This window comes from Chryseolinea sp. H1M3-3 (genome assembly GCF_029360725.1).
Taxonomy (GTDB): Bacteria; Bacteroidota; Bacteroidia; order Cytophagales; family Cyclobacteriaceae; genus Chryseolinea.
Genome location: NZ_JARKMY010000002.1, coordinates 947721 through 961834 on the forward strand (window position 1 = coordinate 947721; position 14114 = coordinate 961834).

A 14114-nucleotide genomic window follows, 5' to 3' on the forward strand; every position below is an offset into this window, starting at 1 on the left:
GCCAAGCAGCGCGATACCAATAGTAGAAAAGCCTGAAACCTTATTTGCAATATTATTGGTGAGGGTACGTAACGGTAATTTCGATTTTTCTTCCGCTGACTATTTCTTTCAAACAAGCTCGTGAATTCATGGTGATGATATCGCCGGAGATATTCTCTGGTGGAAGCATCCGCGCTTCTTTCAGATTATTTAATAGCCTGTCAACTGAATCAGCAAGTTTATTTTTCGTGGCGATCGACGTGATGAGCCCCATAATCCGTTCATAATCCTTAATTGTAATAAACATTGCCTTATCCATCATGCTTTGTACGTTTAAATATTTTATTTGTGAGCACTATCTGTGCCAGATAATACCCCCGTTGTTACTTTTTAAGACGGATTGCACATGATAAAATTGTACCAAATCTACTCACTGGGGTGAAATGCTCCGGTGAAGGAAATTTTTTTTTTAATGAAAATGAATATCCAAGATAGATGCGCTTGCCTTTTGTTATTTCGTCGCGGCGCTAGGGATGGGCAAAGTAAAAATAAACGTACTACCTTTTTCGAATTCGCTCTCTACCCATATTTTTCCTTGATGCTTGTCAACGAAGTCCTTACAAATATCCAAGCCGAGTCCGGTGCCCCGTTCTCCTTTTGTTCCGTAGGTTGTAAAATTTGAGGTTTTATCAAATAACTTTTCAAGGTTTTCTTTTTTGATACCCATACCGTGGTCTTTTACAGAAATCTCGAGCATATTATTTTTCTTTTTTGCTTCAATGATTACATGATTACCGGGTTTAGAAAATTTAATGGCGTTCGAAAGCAAATTCCGGAGAATGGTTCTGATCATTGGTTTATCGCCATAACCGGTAATTGAATTATCGCCAATGTTTAGGTAGATCGAAATATTTTTTTGCTTTGCCATTTCTGTGAGACTATTAGTAACGATAGTAGCTTCCTCTTTTATTTGAAAGTGGGTAGGTTCAAAGGAAATTTTGTCTAACTGGCTACCCGCCCACAAAAGGAGGTCATCTAATAAACTATGTACATTTGAAACACTGGTGTGCAAATGCGCGAGGTATTTCGGGACGTCTTCTACTGGCACATCGCTTCGAAGAAGATTGAGAAGTCCAAGACAATTTCCAATGGGACCCCGTAAATCATGACTGATGATGGAGAATAGTTTATTTTTCTGTTGATTAAGCTCTTCAAGAAGGTGAAGTGTGTTTGCACGTTCCGTGATATCACGGGAAACCGTTTGAAGCATTGTTACCTTACCATTGATATCTTTGATCGCTTTGGTGTTTGTTGAAAACCAAATGTATTGACCATTCTTCTTTTGAATGCGATATTCAATACTTGGTACATCTTCGCCTTCTTTTGCTTTGCTGTGAGATTGATTTTGAATGGATAAAACGTCATCAGGATGAAATAATATGTATGGATTGGTTCCAATAAGTTCATCTGGTGTGTATCCTAAGATGTTGGTTACAGAAGGGCTTACATACTTATACGTTCCGTCGGGATCATGAAGCGCCACGAGATCCAGCATATTATTTGCCAGCAGGCGATAGCGCTCTTCGCTTGCCCGGAGCAATTCTTCGGCATGTTTGCGTTCTGTGACATCCTGTTGCGTTCCAAAATGACCTAAAATGTTATTGTTATCATCCATAAAACAGATGTAGTCACCTTCAAACCATATCTCAGATCCATCAAATTTTTTACTTGTCCGATTTATATGAATATGTTTTTGATCATACAATTGACGTAATATGGACTTGCCTGTTTCAAGGTCATTCTTGAAAAAATCTTTAAGCGTTCGATTTGTTAATTGTGTGTAAGTCGCACCGTACTGCTTAAGCAAGGCAGCATTAACTCGCGTAAAATGTAAATGGTTCAAGGCATAGTCGATCGCAACATCTTTATCTATCGTTTCGTCCCATTGTATTGGTTTATCGAACATCATAAAAAAGAAACCAGTTAATGCTTGTGTGAAAAACAAATCCATTTGTTTACTATAAACTTTGAGCTGGTCTAACGCTGCTTGCAGATCCAATTCACTTCGTTTTTTCTCAGTGATGTCCTGAATGGTTATGACCAGGCCATCGCCGTACTTTGACGCGTGAGCATTCACCCACCGAAATGTTTCGTTGTTATTAATATCATATTCAAGATCCAGATCGTTGCCTGTTTCAACAACCTCACTAAATTTATCCCATAAGATCCATTGCTGGTTATCAAAACCACGAACGCTTTTATGGATTAAATCATCGGGGCTCTTCCCGATCAACTTTTCAGCCTGATGATTAGCCAATATCAATTCGAAATCAATAATGTACCCATTGGTGTTTCTTATCGCCTGTAAAACAATAAATGAATTAAATGCATTTTGCAGAACACCTTGCAATAAAAGTTCACTTTCCTTCTTTGCAGTGATCTCTCTTATGACACAGAGGTATTTTGTGATTTTTTCAGTGTCTTCATGGATAGGGGAGAACACGGCGGTGAACCAATTGTACCGACCATTCAATAAGATGTTGTAGTCAAAAGTATATTTGGTTTCACCATTTTTTAATGCTTGTAATGCTTGGTCGATTTTTGAACTTACGTTGTCCGGTAAGATTTCTTTATTGTTCCTGCCCAGAAATTGTTCCCTGGGTTTATACAGCCACTCTGAATTTTCGTCTTTGAGATAGTCGAGAATAACACCATCTCCATCAAATACAAATATCAAATCACTAAATGCATTGAGAATTGAATGCAGGTATGTCTCTGGATGCTTTGCATTTGTCATTGACTTGAACTTTAGGTTCGGCAATATCAATCTGCATAATCGCTTTGTCAGTTGAAATGAGATTTATCAGTACGATATATGAGCTAAATCAAGCTGCCAGGGTTTTCGTACATGAGCTCCGGGGAGGAGCTACCGGGTGCAAGCTTCAATCTGTCCTTTTGAGGTATTTTTTTGATAACAAAAGCAATTCAAGCCTTAGGAAGAAAAAATGCAAGAATCAAAATGAGGCATGCGGAAATTCCCATTGCAGGTTGTAGCCATGAAACATAACCAATAATGGCAACCTGTAAGATGATCCATGCCAGGAGAATGAAGCCGCAGATCAAAGCGGCAACCCGTGAATAAGTTTTTCTTCTGAACACAGCGATGGATGTAAAAAAGAAGTAGACGCCAATACAAACAAATAAAAATAAGCTAGGAATGAAGTATGTTTTGAACGGTCCGTCGTCCAACCATTCTCCTGGAACGTTTTCTGCTCCAGCCATACCGTAGTATCCACCGCCCAGTGCATTAAGTGCAATGATAAGCAGTAGCAAGCTAAGGCTATAGCGGATGATATTGTTACCGGTTTCAGTCATGGTCGCCTTTTAGCATTTCTGCCGCCACCGCCAAACAGGATTCCAGCGCCGAGCACAAAACCGAAATCATACCATCCACCGTTATTATTTACGCCATACATAGCAACATCATCGCTGAAAAGGCTGATGACAAAACTGAATGGGGCAATAACGCCATGCCATAAGCCAAACCAAAATCCATAAGGCTCATCGTTAACGCATTCTTCTATCGGTGTAACGTGGGCGCAGCTTGCGATGGTTAGCAAGATCGCTACCGCCGCTAACGCAATAGCAGTTTTTCGAAATGTCTTTGACGCTTTCATGATTGTATATTGTTATCCAATACAATATACATCAGTTGCCATTAAGACGCTATGGCAAGGAACAGCATCATATTAACTTCCGGAAGTTTTAGAATTTCCGGAAGTTGTTAACGTGAATAAAGTATGTTGAGTTTTATTTCTAGGACAATGTAAACGCCGGCAGTTTCATGATCGCTCCTCCTTGCTGGGCCGATTGATGAGCAAGCAATCCCACACAAGTAATGTTGGCGGACTGTGTTGCATTCGGATACGGATTTCGGTTTTGAATTAATGCCGAGAGAAATTCATGCACCAAATGCGGATGAGAGCCACCATGGCCTGCACCTTGTGTAAATGAAAGATGCTGATGTTCGTCTGAATCATAGACGCCCTTTGTCGTGAACCGTTGGATGGGCTCTGGCAAAAACTTTGCATAATCCGGACATTCTACTTCTTCCGGAATTTCAGGTTCGGGCCGCTTCGCCACATGCATGATCAATGGGTGTCCTTCGATTAACGGCCACTCTACCGATTTTTTGGATCCATAGACTTCAAAACTTTCCCTGTATTGGCGCGCTACATCAAACAGTGAACGGTAAACATGTGCGCTCACATCCGAATTCCGGAGTTTGATATGCGCAGTCTCTACTGCGTAAGGCGAGTTATAATGCTTTTGTAAATCCTCCCGTATCGTTCCGGAACCAAAACATGAAACATACTCAGCCTCGGCCCGCAATAAACCTAACACCGGTCCAACGCAGTGGGTGGCATAATGCATAGGAGGGAGCCCTGGCCAATAGTTGGGCCAGCCATCCATATCTTGCTGGTGACTTGCTTTCAGGAATTGAATTTTTCCGAGCTCACCTTTTTCGTACAGTTCTTTCATGAAAAGAAATTCACGGGCATACACTACGGTCTCCATCATCATGTACGTGAGATTGTTTGCTTTCGTCAGTTTTACGATTTCCTCACATTCTGCTACCGTGGTTGCCATAGGTACCGTACAGGCTACATGTTTTCCGGCTTTTAATGCTTTGATCGATTGAATGGCGTGATCCGGGATGGGCGTGTTGATATGCACGGCATCGATGTCAGGATCTTTTAACAATTGATCGTAATCTGTAAATCTTTTTTCAATGTCGAATGCATTTCCAATCTCATCGAGCTTTGATTTAGTCCGTTGACAAATCGCCATAAGATTGGCATTTGGATGTTTTTTATAAATGGGAATAAATTCGGCTCCGAAACCTAATCCAATAATGGCGACATTGATTTTTTTATTGCTCATAGCTTAATTAGTTAAAAGTCGTTTTAGAAAAGAAAATCCCTGTGTTGCAAATTCATCCTGACTGGGCGCGAGGTTTTTCCAGATGCATACTGCTCCGGCAAGCTCTTTAACTTCCGGTGTGAAGCTTTCGATGGATACGACTCCATGATAATTGATGTTGGTCAAACCTTTTTTAAACGATACCCAGGGCGTTAAACCTGTGCCAGGTATGCCGCGGTAATTTTCCGAAACCTGGACATGGATCAGTTTATCACCCACAGATGTGATCGCTTTTTCCAGATCCTGTTCTTCGATGGTCATGTGAAAGCCGTCGAGTAGAACTTTTGCGGACGGATGATTGACGTCGTTTACAAGCCGCATGACGTCTTCGGCGGTGTTGATTAAGTCCGATTCAAACCGGTTCAAGGGCTCAAGGGCAACACTCAGATCCCGGTCGCCGGCCAGCTTGCAAACCTTATGAATATTTCCTACGGCGCGATCCCACTCGATTTTTTTCTGTTCAGGTGAAATCATTCTTGCCTTGCCAACAGCAGAGTACATGGGACCGGCAAGAAATTTTGCATCCCATTCATTACAAAGATCGAAGCATTCACGAATATATTTGAAACATACTTCATGTACTGCTGGATCATCGTTCGTCAGATCGCGTGTTGGACCAAAGGCACCACACACTACTGGTTTAAGTCCATTGGCCTGCAGTGCTTCCTTCACCTTTCTGCCATCAATTTTTTCGGGATACTCCACCGGAATTTCTACTGCATCATATCCCATCGATTTAATTTTCGGAAATAACGATATGGTTTCCGTTGTGAAAGGAGAGGTCCATAACCATGTACTCACTCCCAACTTAATGTTCAGGCTCACTGATGATTGTTTACTTAGTAAATAGAATTTTGCTTTCGAAGCATATACACGGTGCAAAGGCGTAATGAGCACAAAGTTTCGAAACGAATTGTTTTACATACTTTGCTGACTGCATCAACCTACAGCGGCTCACAGAAAAACTATTTATAATAATTTTTTGCACCGCTTCGCCTTTGCGTATTATGAATTTGTTAATGTCCCTCACAACGCCGTTTTCTTCGCCACCACTTTCATCACACCATTCATGATGGACCAGTGTCCAGGGAAGGTACAAACAAACGGGTACTCACCTTCTTTCGTGGGAGCGATGAAATTTAATTTCACCGTCTGCTGCGGGTTCACCAGTTTCGTGGAGAAAAGTACTTCGGGTATTGCGGGTACATAATTCATCTCGGCGCCATTTGGTTGCGAGGCTAATTTATCAGCCGCAGCTCCCACTGTTTTTAATGCACCAATTTGTGTGATCACGAGGTTGTGTTGCATGAAGTCGGGATTTTCAAAGACGATCTCAACAGGTTTTCCTGCTTCTACCGTAAATGTTTTAATATCATACTTCATTTCATTTTTGATTACTCCGATCTTGATAACCGTAGCCTGACCGCTTGTAGTCGCGGCTACGGGTTCTTCCACGGCTGCAGGATTTAAATAAGTGTTCATGAATACTTCGGCGAGTGTTTTGTTTCCAAATACATCTCTCGGATTATATTCCTTTTCAACTTCATATCTCCATGGTCCGGCAAGGGATATTTTCTTGCCACTGACATCCAGAAAAAGTTCTTCTTCCTTACCATACAATCCACCGTTACCACCAAAATCTTCAACGCGTATGGCGATAATATTTTTTCCAGCCTTCAATGTCCGGGCGGGTATTTCATAAAGCCTTTTTTCATTGCGCTTCCTTTCAATGCTACCGACCTTTACACCGTTTACATACGTGACATCCGAATCATCTACCGGACCTAGCGAGAGGGTTGCCTTCTTCCCGGCAGCGTTAGCAGGTAGTTCAACCGTATGACGAAACCACACCATGCCATCGATATTCAATCCCGCTTTTTCAAAATTTTGTGGTAGGTCCATTGGTTTCCAGGAGGCATCATCCCATTCAACAGCTTCCCGCTTTTTGATTTCTTCTGCTTCAATCTTATATCCAGGATTCGCCTTCATGAAGGCATCCATAAAACCTTTATTATGTTGACCCGCCGATGCATAGACAGCTTTTGCTAACCAATGGTCGGCATTTACACTTTCTTCGAGACTCATCTTAAATAAGATTTCGCCTAGCGCTGCCGAAGGAGAGATTTCCATCAGCGATACGATGGCAGCCAGGCGTGTATTGGGGTCTGGATCCTGGAGGATGTTTGATTTAATCACAACATCGTCAGACAAGCTGGATTTTGATAGAATCTGGATGGCCGCTTTCCGCACGCCGGGCGATTTGTGTTTTAAAGCACCGACGACTACCGCTTCGGCTTGATCATCTTTTGTCAGCGCACCTAAACCATCAATCGTCCATAGGGCATGCGTTGCGGCATGATTGTAACCGAATTCATCAACCTGGTCCTTTTTGACGAGGTCATAGAGATCCGGTAATACATCCTGATTACCTCTTTCTACCAGCAAGCGCTGCGCGGTTAATCGCCAGAAAAGATTATCGTTCTTAAAAGCTTTTATCAAATCATCCGGTTCATCTTTACTTAGGGTAATCCGATCAACGCTTTTCGCTTCCTGACTTACAACTCTCCAGATACGTCCATGCGTTTTGTCGCGCAAGGGATTTTCATATGCATTTCCTTTTCCGTTCACAGCAGCATAACCACCGCGTTCAGGTGTAGGCGTAGGGTTATGCTGGACGATAAAGTTATACCAATCCAAAACCCAAACCGCTCCGTCGGGTCCTACCTTCGCTTCCACAGGAGATACCCACTCATCAGCGCTGGCAAATAAATTCCAACTGTCTTTCTCAATAAATCCCGCCCCTTCCTTCTCGAGTCGTGCCATGTGCACCAGGTGTCCCGTTGGCTCACAGACAAATGCTACCTGGTTCCAGTATTTTTTAGGAAAGGCGCGCGCCGTATAAAAGTTGTGCCCTGCAGCAGCGGTGAAACCTCCAAACACATCTACCTGTCTCACATTTTGTGTGATGGGATGCATGGCGTAGTGACCATCGAGCTTAATACTACCCGTGAATTGAACGCCTTTGACATGGTCGACCACCTTGTTAGGAATGGCCATGAAAACGCTATGGGTATTGTTCGCGGTGGAGGCAAAGACATCATTGTTTTCCGTGAAGCCCAGTCCCCATGTATTGTTCGATGTGGAGGTCATAAATTCAAAGCTTGATACATCGGGTTTAAAACGATACACACCTTGTTTGTAGACCCTGTTTTCTCCGGCGATCGTTCCTTCGAAGCCCGAATATCCTACCGTACCCCAGATTTGATTATCGAATCCATATTTTAAGTTCGATGGTCCCGCGTGTGTATCAAACGTTCCCCAACCATCGATGATGATTTTTTTTACATCCGCTACATCGTCGCCATCGGTGTCTTTCAAAAAGATGAAGTGCGGCGCTTGTGAAATAATGATTCCCCCATTTGCAAAAACGATGCTGGTAGGGATGTTCAGATTTTCGGCGAACACCTTGAAGTTATCAGCCTTGCCATCGCCATCAGTGTCTTCGCATATCTTGATGCGGTCATCACCGGCACCTTTGTCGTCGCGAACGCTATTCGGATAATCTACTGTTTCGACCACCCACAATCGTCCCTTTTCATCCCACTCCATGGCTATGGGATTGATGATGTCGGGTTCCGAAGCAAACAACTCCAGGTCAAACCCTACGGGTATCTGAATTAATTTTTTGGATTCTTCCGGCGATAGCGGTTCCTGAAACTTCGGCGCTGGATCACGCTTTTCGTAATTGGGAATGTTCTCTTCATCACGATAGACAAGCTTTGGCATTTCATTTTTGAAAGTCTCCCAATCTTTTTTTGCATCATCGCCAACGGCCCAAAGAATCCCTTCTTTGATCAGTTGGTGAAAGCCCGGATTGTTCCAGGTACGTTCGTCATGACCATAAGCAGTATAAAAAACCCTTCCTTTGCCATGCTCTTTTATCCAAGTCCAGGGTTCGTGATGATCTTCTTCCACGCGCTCCATCAACACCGTTATGTCCTTCGCGATTTTGTCGTGTACATACGTTTCATCCCATGTTGAAAACTCATTCAATGATTTTACAATAGGATGATCTTTCTTTATGATTTTCGCTACAAAAGTATCGGTCTTGTGTTTTAAAAACTGACCACCTACCAGACTGATATATTCCGGGGAATTCTGAAAGCAGAAGCTAGCGCAATGCACCGGAATAAATCCTCTGCCTTTCTCAACAAAACCAAGCAAAGCTTTTTCTTGTTCAGGCGTAATTTTTTCGTGGTTTGCATAGATCATCAGGCCATCATACTTGTTTAAGTTGTCTGCGTTTAGGTCATCAGGATTATCGGTGTAGGTAAAATGAATTCCTTCTTTCGAAAGGTTAGAAGCGAGCATTGGCATATAGGCTGCCGCGTTGTGATGCTCACTATTATGCCCTAAAAAAAGAATCTCTAAACTGCGTGGCCCACTCCGTATTTTCGACTTCGAGCTATCACATGAAAGGAGAAAGCCACTTAGAAAGAGGACGATGCTTAAATTGAGAAATCGCATAGTGTGGTTGATTTGAGCAACTAAATTCTTGTATAATTTATGCAATCGTTTACTGTTTTTTATCCAATAATGACTGTATTTTGTCATGAGAATCGAAATCCGGCCATTTTTTATGATAAAAAAAGGTATAGATGGCTGATTTTGGTGTCGATAGTTGATAATTTTTGACCATGAAACCGCCGCTTCAGAAATCACCGATCTCCGACAACCACGCCTTTGAGGTGAAATGGCTGACCGAATCACACTTTGATCCCAACTGGCATTTTCATTCAGAATACCAGCTGTTTATTGTCATTCGTGGGACCGGTACCCGCTTCGTTGGCGATCATGTTAGTGCTTTCAAAAAAAATGATCTCGTCTTCACCGGACCAAACCTTCCGCACCTTTGGCAGAGTGATCCTGAATATTTTAATAGCGATACTGAATTGAAGACAGAAGGTATCGTTGTTTACTTTCACGAAAATTTTCTTGGAAGCGATTTCCTGCACAAGAATGAAACGTACAAGATCAAACAACTCTTCCAGAAAGCGCAACGCGGAATGGAAATCTATGGTCCAACGGCAGAGAAAGCAAAAGTGTTGATGCAGGAATTATGGGTCGTTGAAGACTTTGATCGCATACTCACCATGTTGAATCTTTTAAACCTCTTGGCGAATTCGACAGAATTTAAGCTGCTTGCAACGGAAGGCTACACGAACTTGTTGGAGGAAACTGAAAGCGACAGGATGAACAGGGTACATGCTTACGTGATGAAAAACTTTCGGGAGAAGATCAGTCTGGAGGAAGTGGCTGCCATTGCCAACATGAGTCCCACATCGTTTAGCCGTTATTTTAAAATCCACGCCAACAAAACCTTCTCCGACTTTTTAACAGAAATACGGATCGGCTATTCGTGCAAACTTTTGATCGAAAAGAAGATCAGCATTGCCGATGCCTGTTACGAAAGCGGCTTTAACACACTTTCCAATTTTAACCGGCAGTTTAAAGAAGTTACGCATCACAGTCCGCTGGAGTATAGGAAGAAGTATTTGGAGACGATGCATGGGTGAGAGGAACCTAGCTGTATTACGGAGAAAAGAGGAGGGGGAGCAAAGATTTAAATTTTGGTCTGAGGGAGCCTGTTAGTGTTGTTGAGTTCGAAAAAAGTGTGAATTCGCATGCTTATCGGCTAAAGGTGAAATAAACATAATTTGTTGTGGCTCATTGCCAGTCACCGGAAACTTTTCCAAAATATTTGTAAATTTAGCCTATGACAACAAAGGAAATAAAATCTGAGATTCAGAAAACTTTAGACAACATACCTGAGAGTGTACTTCAAGATATTTTAGACTATTTGAAGTTGATTCAAGGAAAATCGATTGACAAAATAAAACTAAGTAAGAATCTTCGGGACATCTTAGCCGAGGATAAAGACCTCCTTGAAAGGTTGGCTAAATGATAACTCTAAAAGACGTTGAGAGTATCCATGCAGTTTTGATAGATAGATTCGGGGGATCAAAAGGGATTAGGGACCTGGGAATTTTAGAATCAGCCATAAATAGGCCTTTTCAGACATTCGATCAGAATGAGTTGTACCCACTCCCGGTTGACAAAGCGGCGGCAATTTTTGAGAGCATTATTTCAAACCATCCATTCATAGATGGAAATAAGCGGACAGCATACGTTTTGATGAGATTAATTCTCCTGGAAAATGGTATTGATATCTATGCTAATGAAAATGAGAAGTATGAGTTTGTTATTAGCTCAGCGAAGGGGGAAATGAAGTTTAATCAGATCAGAGAATGGTTGGTTGGTCGCACTCGGCAAGGCAACGATCCACAACTTCATAAATAAATCATACGCGGATTCATTTTGTTATCATCGCATCTGCAATAAATTATTCGGGACGACAGAAGTTCTTCGCATTACCCGTATACGATTCGTCATTGTCTCAACCAACTTAGCTAGACTAGGTGGACAAGAATACCGTTTCTACATGCCACTTTCTTACGCACAAGCGGTAGAGGTTGTAAAAGCAAAAACAAAAAAACCAAAATTAATGAAAAAGATAAGTGAGAGTAATTTTAAAAGGCTTATTGGTGTTTGGAAAACTACGGGTGATATAAAATCTGGTCAGGAAAACCAGAAATTAATTGGTGTTGATAGTTACGAATTGATACTTGATGGAAACTATATATTGCACAAGGCAGACGTTCAGATGGGTAACGAAAGAAGTGAAACTTTAGAAATCATTCAATTGGATAACTCAACGGATAGAGCAAAAATGCAATACTTCAACACAAAAGGTGAAGATGGCATAATGATAAGTTCTATCATTAACAATGAATTCAAGATTGAAGGAAAAGGTTTAATGTTCGATGGAACAATCAATGATGAAAATACAAAGATCATAGGTAAATGGCGCATTCAGACCGAAAATGATAAATGGACTGACTTCATTAACTTAACCCTTGAAAAAAAATTAGTGATATTTAGTTAATGCCTAGTCCAGCAGTATTACAAAATAACGATGGCGCAAAATTATTTTATTGAAGGGCTCTTTATTTTACTTGGACTGGCGTTCATTGTGACGATAGTCAAATACCCCAAAGAGACTCTTTTAAAACTGCCAACGGGGATTTTTCATCACATAATAGTTAGGCCAATCAAATCGATCTTGCTTATTCCCATGTGGATAATTGGAATTCCCTTAACTTATCTTGGAGAGAAATACAAATGGAAAATCACACCGACAATTACAAAGCTTCTGGACTATGGCACTGACGATGATGACAAGCCTCACCCATCAACCCAGAATCTAAAGATCGATTTTAAGAACGGCGACAAATACATTTTTGTAATATCGTCAACTAAAGATTTAAAAGAACTGATCGGTGACTTTATTGGAGTCTTTACAGAGAAGTACGCTGTTGATGATTTTAAAATTAACTCGAAGGATACACGGACTGTTATAGCTTTTCCAGATAGGATTAGCTTTCATGACTTTCATTTAATGGTTCAACATGTCAACGATGAGCTTGGGGAAAAAAAGAGTTTCGGGATTTACAAATCGGAAAAACTTCAATACTTTGTTTTTCGGGACAGCGAAACATTGAACAACCTAGTGGGATTTACTTCTGATAAGAAATTATTTTCTATTCACATGCTGGACGACCTTGAAACAAAACAATACTTAAGACTTAATAAAAAATTAAAGGTTGACACTGAATGGGTTGAGCGGTGGAATGGTGCTGCTGCCAACAAGATTTAAGTAAGATTGCTAGGTGCAGGTTGATTTGTAGTTTGGTTTTCAAACTTCACAAAAAAGTGGGGACGACAACTTCTCCAGAATGGGTAAAACATTTAAGGAATTGCAAGACGCCATGGACAAATCAAACAGTTATGAAGGTATTGCGACAAGGTTTATCGAAGCCCGCGGAAGAACACTTAATGGGATAGGCACATCGTCTGTTCGTAACTGGGCTCAGGCACTACCTCCAGGTTCCAGTGTATTAGACCTTGGTTGTGGGACGGGCATCCCAGTCTCAAAAGTGTTAACTGACGAAGGCTTCACGGTTTATGGAATTGATGCATCACCTACTTTGATTAAAGCTTATCGACAAAATTTCCCAAAAGCTTGTGCTGCCTGCGAACCGGTAGAAGACTCTTTATTTTTTAATCGAAAATTTGACACTATAATCTCTTGGGGATTAATATTCCTTTTATCAAGGGAAGCACAAGCAGAGTTAATACAAAAGGCATCTGACGCGTTGCAAACCGGAGGTAAACTATTGTTTACGGCTCCATATCAGGAAACAGAATGGGAAGATGTTATGACAGGACAATATTCCAGATCTCTTGGAGAAGTGAAGTATAAAGAACTATTGGCCGCATCAGGATTATCTTTGATTGAAGAATTTGAAGACGAAGGCGAGAACCATTATTTCAATGCTATTAAAATTTAGATCTTTTTATCCTGATATACGGTTTTGTTGAAAAGTTTTCTTTAACTAAGTTTAGTTTGAAATGCGGACAAAGAATTTATAAACTGAAACTGCGGTTAAATAAACGTTGTGATCAATGTAGGTTGGCGTCTATTGTACAATGAAGAAAATCACCATTCCTTATTTTCCCTTGGGATTAAAATATGTAACGCCTCTAATTTTAGGATCGGCGATTTACCTGTTGGTTATCGGGTATCCTATTTGGAGTGCGGTGCTTGTATTAATTGCAACTATTATATTGACGACAAAGTATGTGACGGAAATAGACCTGAAGAAAAAGGAGTACCGGGATTTTTTATCTTTTCTAGGAATACCAGTTGGGGAAGAGAGAGCAAAATTTAACATTTTAAGGAAAATTGTTATTACGAAGGACAATCATTCTCAAGTGCTCAATACAAGATCGCGATCTCGACAGATCGACTGGACATCGTTTACAGGAACACTACTGCTGGACGAGAATAAAACACTTGACCTATTGACGAAGAATGATAAAACTCAGCTCATTAAGGGACTTAAAGAGTTTGCTGATTTTTTAGTAGTTGACGTCGAGGATCAAACTACGAGTCGGCATTATTTAATTGATATAAACAAAGTCTAGCGGCACTGCTGCTAGCTCAAATGTATAGACCTCGCGACTAAGAA

General features: G+C 41.2%; 14 protein-coding genes. 7 read left to right on the forward strand and 7 right to left on the reverse strand.

Going from position 1 to position 14114, the window contains the following annotated elements; translation table 11 throughout:
• Positions 1 to 52: 52 nt before the first annotated feature.
• From P2W71_RS11595 to P2W71_RS11625, 7 genes are all read right to left on the reverse strand, one after another.
• A complete protein-coding gene (locus P2W71_RS11595) occupies positions 53 to 301 on the reverse strand; it encodes a hypothetical protein (RefSeq protein ID WP_276371053.1) in 249 nt (82 codons plus the stop codon).
• Between the two features lie 189 nt (positions 302 to 490).
• Positions 491 to 2776, reverse strand: coding sequence for a PAS domain S-box protein (locus P2W71_RS11600; RefSeq protein WP_276371056.1), 2286 nt, complete (start codon positions 2774 to 2776; stop codon positions 491 to 493).
• A 188-nt stretch (positions 2777 to 2964) separates the two neighbouring features.
• Positions 2965 to 3354 (reverse strand): hypothetical protein, encoded by a 390-nt coding sequence (locus P2W71_RS11605; RefSeq protein WP_276371059.1) that lies wholly within the window; start codon positions 3352 to 3354, stop codon positions 2965 to 2967.
• Positions 3351 to 3656, reverse strand: a complete 306-nt coding sequence (locus P2W71_RS11610; protein WP_276371062.1) for a hypothetical protein — start codon at positions 3654 to 3656, stop codon at positions 3351 to 3353. Before P2W71_RS11610 ends, P2W71_RS11605 begins: the two co-directional genes overlap by 4 nt.
• Positions 3657 to 3795: 139 nt before the next feature.
• Positions 3796 to 4923 carry a Gfo/Idh/MocA family oxidoreductase gene (locus P2W71_RS11615; RefSeq protein ID WP_276371065.1) on the reverse strand — a complete coding sequence of 376 codons (1128 nt, stop codon included), beginning with the start codon at positions 4921 to 4923 and terminating at the stop codon, positions 3796 to 3798.
• Positions 4924 to 4926: 3 nt separating this feature from the next.
• The gene (locus P2W71_RS11620) at positions 4927 to 5787 is read right to left on the reverse strand and encodes a sugar phosphate isomerase/epimerase (protein ID WP_276371068.1); all 861 of its coding nucleotides are present in this window, start codon (positions 5785 to 5787) and stop codon (positions 4927 to 4929) included.
• A gap of 201 nt (positions 5788 to 5988) precedes the next feature.
• A complete protein-coding gene (locus P2W71_RS11625) occupies positions 5989 to 9489 on the reverse strand; it encodes a PVC-type heme-binding CxxCH protein (protein WP_276371070.1) in 3501 nt (1166 codons plus the stop codon).
• Positions 9490 to 9659: 170 nt separating this feature from the next.
• Here P2W71_RS11625 and P2W71_RS11630 point away from each other — a divergent pair, with 170 nt between their 5' ends.
• The 7 genes from P2W71_RS11630 to P2W71_RS11660 all read left to right on the forward strand — a co-directional run bounded on the left by P2W71_RS11630 (position 9660) and on the right by P2W71_RS11660 (position 14070).
• Positions 9660 to 10538, forward strand: coding sequence for an AraC family transcriptional regulator (locus P2W71_RS11630; protein ID WP_276371072.1), 879 nt, complete (start codon positions 9660 to 9662; stop codon positions 10536 to 10538).
• A 200-nt stretch (positions 10539 to 10738) separates the two neighbouring features.
• Positions 10739 to 10927, forward strand: a complete 189-nt coding sequence (locus P2W71_RS11635; protein ID WP_276371075.1) for a hypothetical protein — start codon at positions 10739 to 10741, stop codon at positions 10925 to 10927.
• Positions 10924 to 11322, forward strand: coding sequence for a type II toxin-antitoxin system death-on-curing family toxin (locus tag P2W71_RS11640; RefSeq protein WP_276371077.1), 399 nt, complete (start codon positions 10924 to 10926; stop codon positions 11320 to 11322). Before P2W71_RS11635 ends, P2W71_RS11640 begins: the two co-directional genes overlap by 4 nt.
• A 142-nt stretch (positions 11323 to 11464) precedes the next feature.
• On the forward strand, positions 11465 to 11968 hold the full coding sequence (locus P2W71_RS11645) for a hypothetical protein (protein ID WP_276371079.1): 504 nt from the start codon (positions 11465 to 11467) through the stop codon (positions 11966 to 11968).
• Positions 11969 to 11998: 30 nt separating this feature from the next.
• A complete protein-coding gene (locus tag P2W71_RS11650; RefSeq protein WP_276371082.1) occupies positions 11999 to 12739 on the forward strand; it encodes a hypothetical protein in 741 nt (246 codons plus the stop codon).
• A gap of 79 nt (positions 12740 to 12818) precedes the next feature.
• On the forward strand, positions 12819 to 13433 hold the full coding sequence (locus P2W71_RS11655) for a class I SAM-dependent methyltransferase (RefSeq protein WP_276371084.1): 615 nt from the start codon (positions 12819 to 12821) through the stop codon (positions 13431 to 13433).
• Between the two features lie 139 nt (positions 13434 to 13572).
• Positions 13573 to 14070: a hypothetical protein gene (locus tag P2W71_RS11660; protein WP_276371086.1), complete on the forward strand. Its 498-nt coding sequence runs from the start codon at positions 13573 to 13575 to the stop codon at positions 14068 to 14070.
• The last annotated feature ends 44 nt before the right edge of the window (positions 14071 to 14114 follow it).